This is a genomic window from Streptomyces sp. WMMC500 (assembly GCF_027497195.1).
In the GTDB taxonomy this organism is placed as follows: Bacteria; Actinomycetota; Actinomycetes; order Streptomycetales; family Streptomycetaceae; genus Streptomyces.
This window is the reverse complement of sequence record NZ_CP114905.1, coordinates 652,960-669,094: the sequence shown is the minus strand read 5'-3', so window position 1 is coordinate 669,094 and position 16,135 is coordinate 652,960. Positions and strand designations below refer to the sequence as shown.

12 protein-coding genes are annotated in these 16,135 nt (G+C 74.2%); 9 read left to right on the top strand and 3 right to left on the bottom strand.

Annotated features, from left to right (window positions below):
* Nucleotides 1–68: 68 nt before the first annotated feature.
* Complete coding sequence (locus O7599_RS02720) at nucleotides 69–965, top strand: LysR family transcriptional regulator (RefSeq protein ID WP_281620447.1); 897 nt, start codon at nucleotides 69–71, stop codon at nucleotides 963–965.
* A gap of 114 nt (nucleotides 966–1,079) precedes the next feature.
* On the top strand, nucleotides 1,080–4,892 hold the full coding sequence (locus O7599_RS02715) for a S8 family serine peptidase (protein ID WP_281620446.1): 3,813 nt from the start codon (nucleotides 1,080–1,082) through the stop codon (nucleotides 4,890–4,892).
* Between the two features lie 201 nt (nucleotides 4,893–5,093).
* Here the strand turns inward: O7599_RS02715 and O7599_RS02710 are convergent, their stop codons facing one another.
* Nucleotides 5,094–6,110, bottom strand: a complete 1,017-nt coding sequence (locus O7599_RS02710) for a LuxR C-terminal-related transcriptional regulator (RefSeq protein WP_281620445.1) — start codon at nucleotides 6,108–6,110, stop codon at nucleotides 5,094–5,096.
* A gap of 129 nt (nucleotides 6,111–6,239) precedes the next feature.
* Here O7599_RS02710 and O7599_RS02705 point away from each other — a divergent pair, with 129 nt between their 5' ends.
* On the top strand, nucleotides 6,240–9,680 hold the full coding sequence (locus O7599_RS02705; protein WP_281620444.1) for a S8 family serine peptidase: 3,441 nt from the start codon (nucleotides 6,240–6,242) through the stop codon (nucleotides 9,678–9,680).
* Here the strand turns inward: O7599_RS02705 and O7599_RS02700 are convergent.
* Nucleotides 9,665–11,551 (bottom strand): ABC transporter ATP-binding protein, encoded by a 1,887-nt coding sequence (locus tag O7599_RS02700; RefSeq protein WP_281620443.1) that lies wholly within the window; start codon nucleotides 11,549–11,551, stop codon nucleotides 9,665–9,667. The two genes, O7599_RS02705 and O7599_RS02700, sit on opposite strands and share 16 nt — an antisense overlap.
* A gap of 74 nt (nucleotides 11,552–11,625) precedes the next feature.
* On the opposite strand from O7599_RS02700, the gene O7599_RS02695 reads away from it, so the two are divergent.
* The 3 genes from O7599_RS02695 (at nucleotide 11,626) to O7599_RS02685 (ending at nucleotide 13,450) form a co-directional block, all read left to right on the top strand.
* Nucleotides 11,626–12,201 (top strand): TetR family transcriptional regulator, encoded by a 576-nt coding sequence (locus tag O7599_RS02695; protein ID WP_281620442.1) that lies wholly within the window; start codon nucleotides 11,626–11,628, stop codon nucleotides 12,199–12,201.
* Nucleotides 12,202–12,380: 179 nt separating this feature from the next.
* A complete protein-coding gene (locus O7599_RS02690) occupies nucleotides 12,381–13,142 on the top strand; it encodes an SDR family oxidoreductase (RefSeq protein WP_281620441.1) in 762 nt (253 codons plus the stop codon).
* Nucleotides 13,139–13,450, top strand: a complete 312-nt coding sequence (locus tag O7599_RS02685) for an L-rhamnose mutarotase (RefSeq protein ID WP_281620440.1) — start codon at nucleotides 13,139–13,141, stop codon at nucleotides 13,448–13,450. Before O7599_RS02690 ends, O7599_RS02685 begins: the two co-directional genes overlap by 4 nt.
* A 25-nt stretch (nucleotides 13,451–13,475) precedes the next feature.
* Here O7599_RS02685 and O7599_RS02680 read toward each other — a convergent pair whose 3' ends face one another.
* Nucleotides 13,476–13,724 (bottom strand): hypothetical protein, encoded by a 249-nt coding sequence (locus O7599_RS02680; protein WP_281620439.1) that lies wholly within the window; start codon nucleotides 13,722–13,724, stop codon nucleotides 13,476–13,478.
* 323 nt (nucleotides 13,725–14,047) lie between these two features.
* Between O7599_RS02680 and O7599_RS02675 the strand changes: the two genes are divergently transcribed.
* The 3 genes from O7599_RS02675 to O7599_RS02665 all read left to right on the top strand — a co-directional run bounded on the left by O7599_RS02675 (nucleotide 14,048) and on the right by O7599_RS02665 (nucleotide 16,092).
* Nucleotides 14,048–14,869, top strand: coding sequence for a helix-turn-helix transcriptional regulator (locus O7599_RS02675; RefSeq protein WP_281623259.1), 822 nt, complete (start codon nucleotides 14,048–14,050; stop codon nucleotides 14,867–14,869).
* 2 nt (nucleotides 14,870–14,871) lie between these two features.
* Nucleotides 14,872–15,120 (top strand): DUF397 domain-containing protein, encoded by a 249-nt coding sequence (locus O7599_RS02670; RefSeq protein ID WP_281620438.1) that lies wholly within the window; start codon nucleotides 14,872–14,874, stop codon nucleotides 15,118–15,120.
* Nucleotides 15,121–15,282: 162 nt separating this feature from the next.
* Nucleotides 15,283–16,092: an SAM-dependent methyltransferase gene (locus O7599_RS02665; protein WP_281620437.1), complete on the top strand. Its 810-nt coding sequence runs from the start codon at nucleotides 15,283–15,285 to the stop codon at nucleotides 16,090–16,092.
* The last annotated feature ends 43 nt before the right edge of the window (nucleotides 16,093–16,135 follow it).

The window sequence follows — 16,135 nt, the reverse complement described above, 5'->3', positions numbered from 1 at the left end:
GCACGCAGCGTGCACCCCCGGTTCATATGCGCAAAATGCATGCGCCGCGCGTTCTATACGCTGAAGTCATGGATCTGGAGCTACGGCACCTGCGCTGCCTGGTCGCCATCGTGGACACCGGCAGCTTCACCGACGCCGCCATCGAACTGGGCGTCTCCCAGGCCGCGGTCTCCCGCACCCTGCTGGCGCTGGAGCGGATCCTCGGCGTCCGGCTGCTCCACCGCACCAGCCGGAGCGTCCCCCCCACCACCGCCGGCGTCCAGGTGCTCGCCCGCGCCCGGCACCTGCTCGCCGGTGCGGACGACCTCGTCCGCGAGGCCACCACCGGCCACACCCGGCTGCGCATCGGGCACGCCTGGTCGGCGGCCGGCCGGCACACCGCGGAGTTCCAGCGCCGCTGGGCCGGCCGGTACCCGGACGTGGAGCTGCATCTGATCCGTACCAACTCGGCCACCGGCGGCCTCGCGGAGGGCCTGTGCGACCTGGCCATCGTCCGCACCGGCGTCGACGAGCGGCGCTACGCCCACGCCGTCGTCGGCCACGAGCGCCGCTACTGCGCGGCGGCCGCCGACGACCCCTTCGCCCGCCGCCGCAGCCTGCTACTCGCCGACATCCGCGCGCGCACCGTCCTCGTGGACCGCCGCACCGGCAGCACCACCGCCGGCCTGTGGCCGGAGGCGGAGCGGCCGGCGGTGGAGTACACGCGGGACGTCGACGACTGGCTCGCGGACATCGCCACCGGCCGCTGCGTCGGCATCACCCCGGAGAGCACCGTGGCGCAGTACCGCCGCGACGGCATCGTCTACCGGCCCGTGCGCGACGCGCCGCCGGTCGCCGTGCGGTTCGTCTGGCACCGCCACGACCCGCACCCGGCCACCCACGCCGCGGTCGCGCTCCTGCAGGACCTCTACCGCGAGCACGACGAGCGCCGCGGCCACAAGGCCCGGCGGGCGCGGGGGCGTTGACGAGCAGCCGGTCAGCCGGGCGACCGGGCCGCCGTTGTCGTACAGGCGACATGTCGCAAGCCCGGCACGACGGAGATCGTGACAGCCGCCCCGTCGGGCCCGAAAGCTTTGCTCGTGCATCTACGACGAGTAAAGCTGCCGGCGCTCGCCACCGCGGGCGCACTCCTGGTCACGCTGGCGCCCTCCGCGACCCACGCAGCCGCCGCACCCGGCGGCGCGGCGGTCGCGGACGGGGCGGCCGGCTCCTCGCTCGGCGTCGTCACCCTGGTCACCGGCGACCGCGTACACCTCGAGCGCTTCCCCGACGGCCGGCAGGCCGCCACCGTGACGCCACGCCCCGGCGCCGGCTCCGGCGGCGGCTTCGAGCAGCTCGAGATCGACGGCGACCTGCACGTCATTCCCTCCGACGCGGTGCCGTTCGTGGGCTCCGGCGCCGTGGACCGCGACCTGTTCAACATCACCGAGCTGGTCGAGCAGGGCTTCGGCGACGGGCGCAGCAAGCGGATCCCGCTGATCGTGTCGTACGCCGAGGGCGCGCGCGCCGCCGATGCCGCGAAGCTGCCCGGGGTGACGCCGGGCGCCGCGCTGCCGAGCCTCGACGCCCGAGCCGTCGAGGCCGGCAAGGACGAGGCGGGCCGCCTCTGGGAGGCCCTCGACGACGACCGCGAGAACGCCAGGACGGCGGCCGGGCCGAGGCTCGCCGGCGGCATCGCGCGGATCTGGCTCGACCGCAGGGTCAGCGCCTCCCTCGACCGCAGCGTGGCGCAGATCGGCGCGCCCGAGGTGTGGCAGGGCGGCCACGACGGCCGGGGCGTCACCGTCGCCGTTCTGGACACCGGCGTCGACGCGGCACACCCGGACCTGGCGGGCCGGGTCGACGAGGCCCGCAACTTCTCCGACAGCCCCACCACCGGCGACGCCTTCGGCCACGGCACCCACGTCGCGGCCACCGTCGCCGGCTCCGGCGCGGGCTCCGACGGCTCCCGCAAGGGCGTCGCGCCCGGCGCCCGGCTGCTGGTCGGCAAGGTGCTCGGTGACGACGGCTTCGGCTCCCAGTCGCAGGTGCTGGCCGGCATGGAGTGGGCCGCGAACGCCGGGGCCGACGTGGTCAACATGAGCCTCGGCACCGACGGCGCGACCGACGGCACCGACGCGCTGAGCCTCGGCCTGAACCGGCTGACCGCCGAGACCGGCACGCTCTTCGTCGCCTCGGCCGGCAACAACGGCCCGGGCTCGGCCACCGTCGGCTCGCCCGGCGCCGCGGACGCCGCGCTCACCGTCGGCGCCGTCGACCGCGACGAGTCGCTGGCCGGCTTCTCCAGCCGCGGCCCGCGCGTCGGCGACCTCGCGGTCAAACCCGACATCACCGCGCCCGGCGTGGACATCGTCGCCGCCCGCGCGGCGGGCACCGCCATGGGCACACCGGTGGACGACCTCTACACGGCCGCCTCCGGCACCTCCATGGCCGCGCCGCACGTCGCCGGCGCCGCCGCGCTCATCGCCCAGCGGCACCCCGACTGGACCGCGCAGCAGCTCAAGGACGCGCTCGTCAGCACCGCGCGGCGGCACGACGACCTGACGGTCTACGAGCAGGGCGGCGGGCGCGTGGACGCCGCCCGCGCCGACGCGCAGCAGGTGTACGCCACCGGCACCCTCGGCTTCGGCGGTGTCGACGAGGGCGGCGAGCCGGTGCGGCGCGAGGTCACGTACACCAACACCTCCGACGCGCCCGTGACGCTGCGGCTCGCCGCCTCGCTGCGGGCCGCGAGCGGCGAGCCCGTCCCGGCCGACGCCGTCGGGCTGCCGGACGGCGACACGGTCGAGATCGCCGCGGGCGGTACCGCGACCGTCCCCGTCAGCCTCGATCCGGCGGGGCTGAGCCCCGGCCGCTACGGCGGGTACGTCACCGCGACCGCCGGCGAGACCGTCGCCCACACCACCATCGGCGCCGTCCGCGAGGCGCCCACGCGCACCGTCACGCTGCGCGGCATCGACCGGTCCGGGCAGCCCGGCTTCGTCAACCCCGTCACGCTCTTCGGCGAGGACGACCGGTACGACGTCGTCACGTACATCCCCCAGGGCAGGACGCTGACCGTCGAGGTGCCGGAGGGCGAGTACTTCCTGCACGCGGTGATCTCCGACAAGGTGCCGGGCGGCAGCGTCGACAGCCTCGTCGTCGACCCGCAGCTCAGGGTCGAGGCGGACATGGAGGTCGTCCTCGATGCCCGCGAGGCCAACGAGGTGGAGATCGAGACCCCGAAGCCGGCGGTGCAGGAAGCCGTCATGAGCTTCTACAGCCACCGCGAGTTCGGCAGCCGCAGCATCTCCCACGGGCACATGGAGTTCAGCGTCGACGGCCGCAAGCTGTACGTGACGCCGACCGCCGAGACCCGCGAGGGCGTCTTCGAGGTCTCCTCCCGCTGGCAGTTGGAGGCCCCGATGCTCACGGGCACCGTGCGCGGGTCCGGGACGCACGGGCGCAGGGACATCGAGGCCGTGCGGCTGATGGGCCGCTCGCCGGCCCTGGACGGCACCCGGCGGCTGCCGCTGGTCGACGCCGGCGCGGGCACGGAGGCGGACTTCGCGGCCCTCGCCCAAGACGCCGACCTGGCCGACGCCGCCGTTCTGGTCGACGGCGACAGCCCGCAGGACGAAGGCGCGGTCCGCCGCGCCGCGGCGGCGGGGGCGCGGTACGTCATCGTCGTCTGCCCGGAGGGCTCGCCCGGCTGGAGCGTATGGCGGCCCGGCGGCGAACGGCTGCCGGCCGTGGGCGCGATGGTCCGCTACGACGTGGGCGGGGAGCTGCGCGCGGCGCTGGCCGCGGGCCGGGCCACCGTCGAGCTGCGCGGCACGCCCGCGAGCCCGTACATGTACGACGTGATGCAGGTGGCGAAGCAGCGGGTGCCCGAGCGCGTGGTGCACCGGGTGAACGACGCGAACACCGCCACCGTCCGGACCCGTTACGGCGACTCGGGCGGCAACCCCTGGGCGAAGGAGCAGCGCTTCGGCTGGCGGCCCTGGATGGGGACGGCGGTCAACCAGTACCAGCGGCACGTGCCCACCCCGCACGACCGCACCGAGTACGTGAGCGCCGGCGACACCCTCTGGCGCCACCACGTCCACCACCGCTACACCTTCGACACCTTCAACCCGCTGGCGGGCGGCATGATCCAGGAGGCCCGCACCTACCGGGCGGGCGAACGGGTCGAGGAGACCTGGTTCGCGCCCGTGGTACGGCCGGCGATCCCGCGCGGCGTGGCGGGGCTGACCTCGTACCGCGAGGGCGACCAGCTCACCCTCAGGATCCCGGAGTTCGCCGACTCCCAGGACGGGCACTACAGCCGCCTGGACGGCGGCGACTGGGACGGCACCCCCGCGGACAAGGCGTCGGCGGCGCTGTACCGCGACGGCGAGAAGCTGGCCGAAGGGCGCACGGCGTGGGGCGCGTTCCCCGCGGGCGGCGCGGGCGGACAGGGCGCGTACCGGCTCGACCTCGCGGTCGACCGCACCACCCCGGAGTGGCGCACGGGGGTGAGCACGCGCACCAGTTGGTCGTTCACGGCCGACCGCCCGGCGGCGGGCGAGCAGGAACTGCTGCCGCTGGTGCAGTTGGACTACGACGTGCCGACCGACGCGCGGGGCGCGGCGCCCGGCGGGCGGCTCGTGGGGCTCGGCATCACAGCGCGGCACCAGGACGGCATCGACGGACGGCGCATCAAGGGGATGGAGGTCGCCGCGTCGTTCGACGACGGCGGCCACTGGCAGAAGGCCGTGGTGCTGCCCTGGTGGGACGGCGGCCACCGGGTCTGGCTGCGGCACCCCCGGGTGGGTGACGACGGCGGCTTCGTCTCGCTGCGGGTGAAGGCGTGGGACGACGCCGGGAACAGCGTCGAGCAGACGGTGAAGCGGGCCTACGCGCTGAAGTGACACCCCTGCCACCGGTGCGGCCGGAGCGATCCGGCCGCACCGGTGCGGGCGCGCCGCCCGGGACGACCCCGGGCGTGCGTGCCGTACGGGCACCTCTGCCGAACGGCGCGCGCGAACGCGCGTCGTCCGTACGGATGCGACGCGTACGGAGGGGCGCTTACGGACGCGACGCGTACGGAGGGTGCGGCTCGGCTCAGCCGTTCACGGCAGCCAGTCCCGGCGGGCCGCCTGCCACACCAACTGCGCCCGCGTGTCCGCACCCACCCGGCCCATCATGTCCCGCAGCCGCCGCTGCACCGTGCGCTGGCTGATGCCGAGCTGGGTGGCGATCGCCTTGTCCGCCAGCCCCGCCACCACCAGGGACAGCAGGTAGCGCTCGTCCTCCGCCAGCGCCGGTCCCGGCACCGCGGCGCCGTCGCCGAGCCCGGCCAGCTCGCCCGCCCCCGTGACGTGCAGCGGCGAGGCCGCCGCCCACTGGCTCTCGAAGAGTGCGATCAGCGCGTCCAGCAGCGCGCTGCTGCGCACCACCGCCACCGTCGGCTCGCCGAACCTGCTGTCCGCGCTCGGCACCAGCGGGCACAGCGCCAGCACTCCGTCCGCGATCATCAGCCGCACCGGCAGCGCCGTCGCCGCCCGCGCCTCCTCGCCCGCCCGGATCCCGAGGGCGACGTTGTCGAGCATCCCGGGCTCCTCCAGCAGCGCGCGTTCGTAGATCACGCGGTAGCGCACGCCCTGGGCGAGCATCTCGAACTCCTCGTCGTTGTCCTCCGACGGCATCGCCACGTGCCCGGCCTTGCACAACGCCAGCACCTCCTTCCGGGCCCCGTGCGCGAGGTCGCGTATCTGCTGCCGGATCGCCGCCACGCCCGTGACCACCTCGACGAGCTGCCGCCCGTCGCGGCGCCGCCCGCCGGCCCGGAACTCCTCGGCCAGCTCCGTCACTCCGCGTCTGGCCCGCTCCAGCGCCTCCTGCCCGCGCAGCAGCCGCGGCCCGAGCGCCACGTCCGGTGCCACGGGCACGAAGTGCCCGGATCCGCCCGGACGTTGCTCGGGGCCGCTGACCAGTCCCTTCTCATGCAGCGAGGTCAGCAGCGCCTCCGCCCCCCGCCGGTCGAGGCCCAGCTCCCCGGCCACGGTCTCCACGTCCGCGCCGTGCAGCCCGACCAGCAGCCGGTACACCCGTTCCTCCGTCGGTCCGACACCTGCCGGCTCCAGCACCGTCGCTCACCCTCCTTCCACGCGGGCCTCCGCCGCCGCACGCCCTGTCTGGCCAATGGCCGACATGGCGACAAGTCGCCAACAGAAACCGCTTCCAAGACGCCGGACGGGCGGGCTACAACCCGAGTCATGCATCGTTCGCCCCGGCGTCACCTGCCCGTCCGCGCCGCCGTGCTCGGCGGCCTCGCCACGTTGCTGGCCTCCGTGCCCTCTCTAGCCACAGCGCTGCCGGAATCGTCCGTGTCACAGCCGGCGGCCGTCACCGCCGCGGCCACCGCCGCCCCGCGGGCCCTTGCCGGCGCGCCGTCCGGACAGGACGAGCGCACCGCGGCGGGGGCCGGTCCGGGCACCGAGGTCACCCTCGTGACGGGCGACACCGTCACCCTCGGCCCCGTCTCCGACGGCCGTCCCACCGTCTCCGTGGCACCCGCTGAAGGCGCCGCCGGGACCGGGTCGTTCACCACCCTGCACGAGCGCGGCGACGTGTACGTCGTCCCCGACGACGTGGCCGGCCTCGTGCCCCGCGTCCTGGACATCGAGCTGTTCAACGTCACCGCGCTCGCCGCGATGGACTACGACGACACCGCCACCGACACCCTCCCGCTGATCGTCCGCGGCCCCCGCCCGCTGGCCGCGCTGGACGAGGCCGCGGGCAGCCGCAGGCTGCCCAGCATCGACGCCACCGCCGTCGACGTGCCCAAGGACGCCGCCGCCGGCTTCGCCGAGCGGCTCACCGCCCCCGCGGGACCCCGGGCCGCGGCCGGGGTGACGAAGGTGTGGCTCGACCGCGAGGTCCGCGCCGCGGAACTCGACTGGAACCTCGGCATGATCGGCGCCCCCGAGGCGTGGGAGGGCGGCCTGAGCGGCGCCGGCGTCGACGTCGCCGTGCTCGACTCCGGCATCGACGCCGCCCACCCCGATCTGCGCGGCCAGGTGGCCGCCGCCGAGGACTTCACCGGCGGCGGCTCCACCGGCGACCCCCACGGCCACGGCACGCACGTCGCCTCGCTCGTCGCCGGCACCGGCGCGGCGGCGGACGGCGCCCGGCGCGGCGTCGCCCACGGGGCGAAGCTGCTGAACGCCCGGGTGCTGGACGAGGAGGGCCGGGGCCAGTCGTCCTGGGTCATCGCGGGCATGGAGTGGGCCACCGCGCAGGGCGCCGAGGTGGCGAACCTCAGCCTCGGCGCGCAGCCGGGGGCGGGCGACGACCCGGTCGCCCTCGCACTGGACGCGCTCACCGCGGACACCGGCACCCTCTTCGTCGCGGCGGCGGGCAACTCCGGCCCGTTCGGCGCCACCATCCAGTCGCCGGGTATCGCGGACAGTGCGCTGACCGTCGGCGCCGCGGTGCCCAGCGGCAGACCGGCGCACTTCTCCAGCGCCGGGCCGACCCTCGGCACGTACCGCGCCAAGCCCGACGTCATGGCGCCGGGCGCCGGCATCACCGCCGCCCGCTCCGGCGGCGGCACGGCCGACCCGTACACGACGATGGACGGCACCTCGCAGGCCACGCCGCACGTCGCCGGCGCCGCCGCGCTGCTGCTGGAGAAGCACCCCGACTGGAGCTGGGAGCGGGTGAAGACGGCGCTCATGACCACCGCGGACGGGGACCCCGACCGGACGGTGTCGCACGTCGCCGGTGCCGGCATGCTCGACCTGCCCGGTGCCGTCTCCGACACCCTCGAGTTCGACCGCGGCAACGTCGACTTCGGCTACCTCCGCCACCCCGAGGGCACCGGGCAGCGGTCCGTCGAGTTCTCCGTCACCAACCACGGCACGCAGGCCGAGCACCTCGACGTCTCCGACAACGCCCGCGACGTCTACGACGACGCGGCGCCCGACGACCTCGTCACCCTGAGCCCGGCCCGGGTCACCGTCGAGCCCGGCCAGACCCGGCGGATCACGGCCACACTCACCCCTGCCGCGGCGCAGCCGCGCGTCTACCACGGCGGGGTCGTGGTGAAACGGGAGGGCCGCGACACCGTCACCCTGCCGCTCAACGTCTACCTCGAACCGCCCCGGCACGACATCCGGCTGACCGTGCTCGACCGGCACGGCGAGCCCTGGGCCGGCGGCACCGTGTGGGTCGCCAACATGGACGACTACCGCCCGGTGAGCGGCGGCGGCTCCCAGGCCGTGCACCTGGACGGGAACGGACAGGGCACCGCCCGGCTGCTGCCCGGGTCGCTCAGCGTGATGGCGAAGGTGGAGACCCCGGCGCGCGAAGGCTCACCGGCCACGGTCGCGTTCGCCGGCTCGCCCGAGGTCATGCTCGACCGCGACATGGAGTACACCGTCGACGCACGGCAGGCGAAGCAACTGCGGCCGGCGGAGGTCGCGGGCGCCGACACCCGGGTCGGGCACGTCTCCGTCCACTACCAGCGCCGCGACGCCAGGAAGGGCATCGGCATAGGTGACGGCATCTACGCCACCGGCGAGGAGGTCGAGAACGGCCGGGTGTTCCTGCAGCCGACCGGGCCGGTGGAGCGGGGCACCGTGGCGTTCGAGACCCGCTGGCGGCTGGACGCGACGGGTCCGGAGCGCGGCCGGCAGGCCGACGTCTACGAGCTGGTGCTCGGCGGCGAGACAGTCGCCGACCCGCCCGTGTACGACGTCTCCCGCGCCGAGGTCCGCGACCTCGCCCGGCTGACCTCCGACTACCGCTCGCTGCTCGGCCGCCCCGACCGGTACGTCGAGAGCCGGGCCGCCTACTCCTCCCGGATCTCCGCCGGCTACACCATGAGCAGGGGGCTGGACGTGCCGCGGCGCAGGACCGAACTGGTCACCGCCGGCCCGGAGGTGAGCTGGCGGCACTGCGTGGTCGCCCCGGCGGCGGCCGGCACCGCGCTGTGCGGGGCGACGACGGCGTACGAGCGCGGTGAGCGGGACGCGCCCGTGTGGTTCCGCGGTGCGGCACCGGCGGTGGTCTCCGGCGTCCACTACGGCGGCAGCATCTCGCTGCCCTTCCGGCACCTGAGCGACGGCAGGCACCACGGCGAGGTGGGGGACAGCGACGCGCTGGGCACCGGGAGCCGGCGGCTGTACCGCGACGGCGTCGAGGTGCAGCCGCGGGGGCCCGCGAGCTCGTACTACGACGTTCCGCCGGAGCCGGCGACGTTCCGCCTGGAGCACACCTCGCGACCGGACCCCGCGCGGCTGCCGATCGGCACCCGGACGGAGACGAGTTGGACCTTTCCCTCCCGCGGGCCCGGGCCCGGCGGCCCGTCCACCCGTCCGCGGCTGCTCGCCGTGGACTACCGGCCGCCGACCCGCGACGACGGCACCCTGCGCGCCGGCGTCCCCCTGGTGATGGGGGCCCGGATGGTGTCCGCCGACAGCCCGACCGACTGGCGTGAGGAGAACGGCAGGCTGCGGCTGTGGGTGTCCACCGACTCCGGCGAGCGCTGGCACCGCATGGCGGCCCTGCCCCTGCCGGACGGCTCGGTGCTCGCCGCCGCCCCCGGTGTGCGGCTGCGCGCGGGCGACTCCGTCTCCCTGCGCGTCGAGGGCTCGGCCGCGGAGGGCCGGACCGTCGACCAGACCATCGTCGACGCCTACCCGGTGCGCTGAGGCGCACCGGGGGCGGCGACGGTGGCGGGGGCCGCTGCGTGACCGGCGGGCGCAGCGGCCCCCGACCCCGCCGAGGCGATGCGCAGGGCCTCCACCAGGTCGCGGTAGAGCACGTCGGCCGCCAGCAGTTCGTCGTGCGTGCCGCGGGCGCGGATCCGGCCGGACTCCATCACCACGATGGTGTCCGCGTCGATCACGGTCGACAGCCGGTGGGCGATCGTGACGACGGCGCCGGCCCGCGCCCGGACGCGTATGCACTCGTGGACCGCGGCCTCGGTGAGCGCGTCGAGCTGGGCGGTGGCCTCGTCCAGCAGGAGCACGTCCGGCTCGCGCAGCAGCGCGCGCGCCAGGGCGATGCGCTGGCGCTCGCCGCCGGAGACGGCGGTCGAGGACAGCTCGGTGTCCAGCCCGTCGTCGAGACCACCGACCTTCTCGGCCAGCCGCACGTCGCGCAGCACGCGGTGCAGGTCCTCCTCCTCGGCGTCGGGGCTGGAGAACAGCAGGTTGTCACGGATGGTGCCCGGGACGACCGGGGTGTCCTGCTCCACGTAGGCCAGCCGGGAGCGGATCGCGGTGTGGCTCAGCTCGCGGTACGGCCGCCCGTCGAGGGCCAGTTCGCCCTCCTGGGGCTCCAGGAAGCGCAGGATGAGTGACAGGAGCGTCGTCTTGCCGGCGCCGGACGGGCCCACGACGGCGGTGTGCCCCCGGCGCGGCACGGCGAGGTCGATGCCGCGCACCGCGGGTTCGCGGCCCGGCCCGTACCCGGCGGTGACGCCCCGCAGTTCGAGCACGGCGGGGCCGCCCGACCCGCCGGGAGGCGGCCCGTCCGCCCGGTCGCCGGCCGCGGCCGCGGGCGCGCCGACGGGTACGGCGGCCGCCTTCGCGGGTGCCGGTGCCGCCGCGGCGGCCGACTCGGCCTCGGTGGTCAGCTCGTCCACCGCCCGGATCCGCCGGGCCGCGGCGATGCCCGACTGCAGCTCCGAGACGTGCTGGCTCAGCTCGGTCACCGGTCCCATCAGTCCGAAGGCGTAAAGCAGAAAGGCGATGAGCCCGGAGACCTCCAGGGTCCCGGCGTCCACCCGCCACGCCCCGATGCCGAGCACCAGGATGATCGCCAGCTCGATGCCCGTCCAGGCGATCACCCAGACCGTCGCCTCCAGCCGGATCGCCTTCAGCCCGTGGCCGGCGGCGGACCGGGCGTCCTGCGCTATCCGGTCGGCCTGACGCTCCTCGGCGCCGCCGGCCTTGACCGTACGCACCGCGCGCAGCGCGCCTTCCAGGCGCCCGCCGAGCCTGCCCACGTACTCCTGCGCCTGCTCCTGCGCCCGCGCGATGGCGGGCATCAGCGTGGCGAAGAGGACCACGACGACGATCACCGACGCGACCGTGGTCGCGAGCAGCACGAGATCGAGCACGGCCATCATCGCCAGCGTGCCGACCAGCATGACCACGCCGTTGACCAGGCCGACGACGGCGCCCGAGGCGGAGGCGTGCAGCAGCGTCGTGTCGGAGACGGCCCGGGAGACCAGCTCGCCGGGCGGGCGGGCGGTCACCCCCGGCACCGTGGCCCGGAAGAAGCGGCGCACCATCGACTCGCGCGCGTCCAGCACCACGCGCTCGCCGACCGTGCCGAGGATCACCCACTGCCGGTGCCCGACCACCGCGCCGACGACCATCAGCACCAGGAGGGTGACGACGGGGCCGGTGAGCGAGGCGTCGTCGGCGAGGGAGTCCAGCACCCACTTCGTCACCATCGGGGACGCGAGGCCGAGGGCGGACCCGGCCAGGGCCAGCAGCAGGCCGAGGGCCAGCACCCGCCGGTGGGGTCTGGCGAACGACCAGAGGACGCGCACGCTTTCCGGAACAGTCATGCCCGGCAGTAGAACATCGATGTTCCATTCTCGTCAATCGAGTTCCATTCTGGGGGTGGCGGTACGGTATGGGCATGGACACCGCAGTGAGCAGCACCGGCGCGCGGGCCCGGACACGGCGCGCCATCCTCGACGCCGGCACCGCCGTGCTCGCCAAGAACCCGACGGCCTCGCTGGCCGACGTGGCGGCGGCGGCGGGCGTCGGGCGCACCACGGTGCACCGGTACTTCTCCGAGCGCTCCGACCTGGTCGCCGCCATCGGCGTGGACGTCCTCGACAAGATCGGCGCCGCGACGGACCGCGCCCGCCCGGGCGACGGCCCCGCCCTCACCGCGCTGGAGCGGATCTGCCAGGAGTACTTCGAGCTGGGCGAGAGCCTCGCGATCGTCTTCGACGAGTCGCTGTCCGCGACCTGGAACTGGGAGAACTGGGAGGAGGAGACGGAGGCCGACCGCGCACTGGCCCGGCTCGTCGACCGCGGCCGGGAGGAAGGCGCGCTGGACAGCCGGCTTGACTCCGACTGGATCGTTCAGGTGCTGTGGTCGCTGCTCTACGTCGCCTGGCAGCGCAGCCGCAGCGGGGACACCAAGCACAACGCGCTGAGCCTGTGCCTGCACACCCTGCGGAAGTCCGTGGGCGCACCGTCGTAACCCTCCTGTGCAGAGATCCGATCAATTCATGCCGGGTTGACGGATCTTCACGACGCGGGGTGTCGCAGACGTCGATCGATCTGGTAAATATGCAGATCGTTCTACGTGCCCAGGTATGCCGCGCCTGACGGGCTCACGCCCGCCGGGAGAATCATCGGATGACAGGAGGTCATTCCAGGATGAAGGACTTCGACGGGCTCAAGGCCGTGGTGACCGGCGGGGCTTCGGGGATCGGGCTGGCCACCGCGCGGCTGCTGGCCGGGCGCGGGGCCCGGGTCGCCGTCCTCGACCTCAACCCCGACGACCTGCCCCAACCCCTGCGCGGCTACCGCGCGGACGTCTCCGACGACGCCTCCGTCGCCGCGGCCGTCAGCGACGCGGCCGGCGCCCTGCGCGGCATCGACGTCCTGGTCAACAACGCCGGGATCGGCGCCGTCGGCACCGTCGAGGACAACGACGACGCCGAGTGGCACCGCGTCCTGGACGTCAACCTGCTCGGCGTCGTCCGCACCACCCGCGCCGCACTGCGCCACCTGCGCCGGTCCGCACACCCCGCGATCGTCAACACCTGCTCCGTGGCCGCCACCGCCGGCCTCCCGCAGCGCGCGCTGTACTCCGCCACCAAGGGCGCCGTGCAGTCCCTGACCCTGGCGATGGCGGCCGACCACGTACGCGAGGGCATCCGCGTCAACTGCGTGAACCCCGGTACCGCGGACACCCCCTGGGTCAGCCGGCTGCTGGACCGGGCCCCGGACCCGACCGCCGAACGCGCCGCACTCCACGCCCGCCAGCCGATGGGCCGGCTGGTCACCGCCGACGAAGTCGCCGCGGCCATCGCCTACCTGGCCAGCCCCGCCGCCGCCGCGGTCACCGGCACCGCGCTCGCCGTCGACGGCGGCATGCAGGGCCTGCGCCTGCGCCCCCCGGAGCCGGGCCGATGAGGATCGCCCTGCACACGAAGGTCCGCGCCGACCGCATCGAGGAGTACGAGGCGGCCCACCGGGAGGTCCCCGAGGAGCTGACGACGGCCATCCGCGCCGCCGGTGCCACCTCCTGGACCATCTGGCGCAGCGGCGCCGACCTCTTCCACGTCATCGAGTGCGCGGACTACGCCCGCCTCCTCGCGGAGCTGGAACACCTCCCGGTGAACGTCACCTGGCAGGCCCGCATGGCGGAACTCCTGGACGTGGTCCACGACTACACCGGTGAAGGCGCCGGCGCCGGCCTCCCCGTCGTCTGGGAACTCTGAGTCCCCGAGCGGGTGCCCGGACCGCTCAGGCGGTCGCCTCCTCGATGGCCTCCGGGGACGTCGTCCACTCGACTCCGCCGCCCACCGGGACCAGCCATGCCATCCGCGGGCCCGCGACCTGGCGGAGCACCGGGGCCGACCACACCGTGTGGGTCTCGGGTTCGGGGCAGATGGCGCGCAGCACGCCGGTGCGCCCCGAGGTCCGGTCCAGCACGAGCTTGCCCAGCAACGGATGGCGTTCGTGCCCCAGGCCGAGGCCCAGTCTGCTGCTCACGATGCGCTCCTCGGAGGTTCGTACGCGGTCGAGCATGTGCCCCCTCCCGCCGGTGGTCGGCCGACGGGTCCCCGGAGTCGCCAACTGCCGGGCGACCGCACCGCGGTGGGGGGCGTGAGCACGGTCGATGTCCTCGGCAGCTCTCCTCACTATGGCGGCCGACAACCACAGTCCGCAAGCATCGCCCTGATAATTTCAGAATGTGTGCGACCCCCCTGTCACCTTCAGGCCGTCCGTGACACACTCCCGGGGTAGCCGTGCCGGGAGGTCAGGACGTGAGCGAAACACGCTCGGGTGGCGGCAGCGCCCCGACCGTGCTGCGCATGGTCCTGGGCAAGCGGCTGCGGCACCTGCGGGAACGGGCGAAGGTCAGCTTCGAGCAGGCCGCGGAGGCCATCGACGTCACGCCGCTGACGGTGCGGCGGATGGAGAAGGCGGAGGTCGGCCTGCGCATCCCGTACGTGCGTGAGCTGCTGCGCACCTACGGCGTCTCCGGCGCCGAGACCGACGACTTCCTCCGGATGGCCAAGGAGGCCAACCAGCCAGGGTGGTGGTACAAGTACCGCAACGTCCTTCCGGACTGGTTCCGGGCGTACGTGAGCCTGGAGACCGACGCCACCGTCATCCGCATCTACGAGCCGCACTACGTCCCCGGCCTGCTGCAGACCGCGGACTACGCCAGGACGCTCTTCCGCATCGGCTTTCCCAACGAGCCGGACGAGGCCCTCGAGCGGCGCGTGACACTGCGGACGACCCGCGCGGACCTGCTGACCTCACCCAGGGCGCCCGCGATGTGGGCCGTGCTGGAGGAGGCGGTGCTGCGCCGGCCGGTCGGCGGGCCGAAGGTGATGCGGGCCCAGATAGACCGGCTGATCGAAGCCATCGAACTGCCGAACGTGAAGATGCAGATCATGCCGTTCTCAGCCGGGCCGCACCCGGGCGCGTTCGGCCCGTTCCACTACTTCCGCTTCGGCTTCACCGAACTGCCCGACATCGTCTACACGGAGAACCTCACCGGCGCGGTCTACGTGGACCAGGCCGAGGACGTTGTCGAGTATCTGGAAACACTCGACCGGATGGCCGTCCAGGCCGATCCGGTGGACCGGACCAGGTCACGCCTGGTGGAGATGCGTGAGGAGTACTGACCATGCGAGCCGACCCCCCAACCTTCCGCAACGGCAGCCCGGCAACCGAACTCGGCACCGAGGGCTGGCAGAAGCCCTGGAGCGGCACCAACGGCGGGAGCTGCGTCGAGGCCAAGCGCCTGCCCGACGGCAGCATCGCGCTGCGCCAGTCCACCGACCCGACCGGTCCGGCCCTCGTCTACACCCGTGAAGAGATGGTCGCCTTCCTGGAAGGCGCCAAGGACGGCCAGGCCGACTTCCTCGTCGACTGACGGGCCGGGCAGAACACGCCGGCCGCGGGTGCGGATCGCGGGCCCACGCCTCCCGGCCGTCCCGATCCGCCCCCGCGGACCCGGCGGAACACCCTCGTACGACCGTGAAGTGACAGTACGTTAGTCGGCAGCAAGCGCGCGCCGCAGGGCAGGAGATTCCCGATGGCAGAAGGCCAGTCCACCCCCGCCGAGGGGGCGCTCTCCAAGATCGACACCACCGTGCCGCACTCGGCGCGGATCTGGAACTACTGGATGGGCGGGAAAGACAACTACGCGGTCGACCGCCAGGCCGGCGACGAGTACCGCCAGATCGCCCCGAACATCGAGACGATGGCCCGGGCGTCGCGCGACTACCTGATCCGCACCGTGACCCACGTGGCGGGCGAGGCCGGCATCCGCCAGTTCCTCGACATCGGCACCGGCCTGCCGACGTACGACAACACCCACCAGGTCGCCCAGCGGCTGGCGCCGGAGTCGCGCATCGTCTACGTGGACAACGACCCGTTAGTGCTGCGGCACGCACAGGCCCTGCTGACCAGCACCCGCGAGGGTGTGACCACCTATGTCGACGAGGACCTGCGCAAACCCGAGGCGATACTGGAACAGGCGGGCAAGACGCTCGACTTCTCCCGGCCGGTGGCGCTGATGCTGATGGGGATCCTCGGCCACATCAAGGACTACGACGAGGCCAAGTCCATCGTGCGCCGCCTCCAGGCCGCCCTGCCCTCCGGCAGCTACTTCGTCCACTACGACAGCACGGCGACGGACGCGGCGCTCCAGGAGGCCCAGCAGGGGTACGACGACACCGGTGCCGTCCCGTACGTCCTGCGCACACCGGACGAGATCAGCGTGTACTACGACGGCCTGGAGCTGATCGAGCCGGGGATAGTCTCCTGCCCGCTGTGGCGCCCCGAGCCCGGCACGGACCCGGAGCCCACGGACGTCTACGGCGGCGTCGCGCTCAAACGCTGACCCCGGCCCGGCCGTTCGGGCCGCGTCCGCCTTCCGTCCCCTG

Coding starts and splice junctions, on each gene's coding strand:
- O7599_RS02720 (WP_281620447.1), top strand. CDS start 69: ATGGATCTGGAGCTACGGCACCTGCGCTGCCTGGTCGCCATCGTGGAC.
- O7599_RS02705 (WP_281620444.1), top strand. CDS start 6,240: ATGCATCGTTCGCCCCGGCGTCACCTGCCCGTCCGCGCCGCCGTGCTC.
- O7599_RS02700 (WP_281620443.1), bottom strand. CDS start 11,551: ATGACTGTTCCGGAAAGCGTGCGCGTCCTCTGGTCGTTCGCCAGACCC.
- O7599_RS02695 (WP_281620442.1), top strand. CDS start 11,626: ATGGACACCGCAGTGAGCAGCACCGGCGCGCGGGCCCGGACACGGCGC.
- O7599_RS02690 (WP_281620441.1), top strand. CDS start 12,381: ATGAAGGACTTCGACGGGCTCAAGGCCGTGGTGACCGGCGGGGCTTCG.
- O7599_RS02685 (WP_281620440.1), top strand. CDS start 13,139: ATGAGGATCGCCCTGCACACGAAGGTCCGCGCCGACCGCATCGAGGAG.
- O7599_RS02675 (WP_281623259.1), top strand. CDS start 14,048: ATGGTCCTGGGCAAGCGGCTGCGGCACCTGCGGGAACGGGCGAAGGTC.
- O7599_RS02670 (WP_281620438.1), top strand. CDS start 14,872: ATGCGAGCCGACCCCCCAACCTTCCGCAACGGCAGCCCGGCAACCGAA.
- O7599_RS02665 (WP_281620437.1), top strand. CDS start 15,283: ATGGCAGAAGGCCAGTCCACCCCCGCCGAGGGGGCGCTCTCCAAGATC.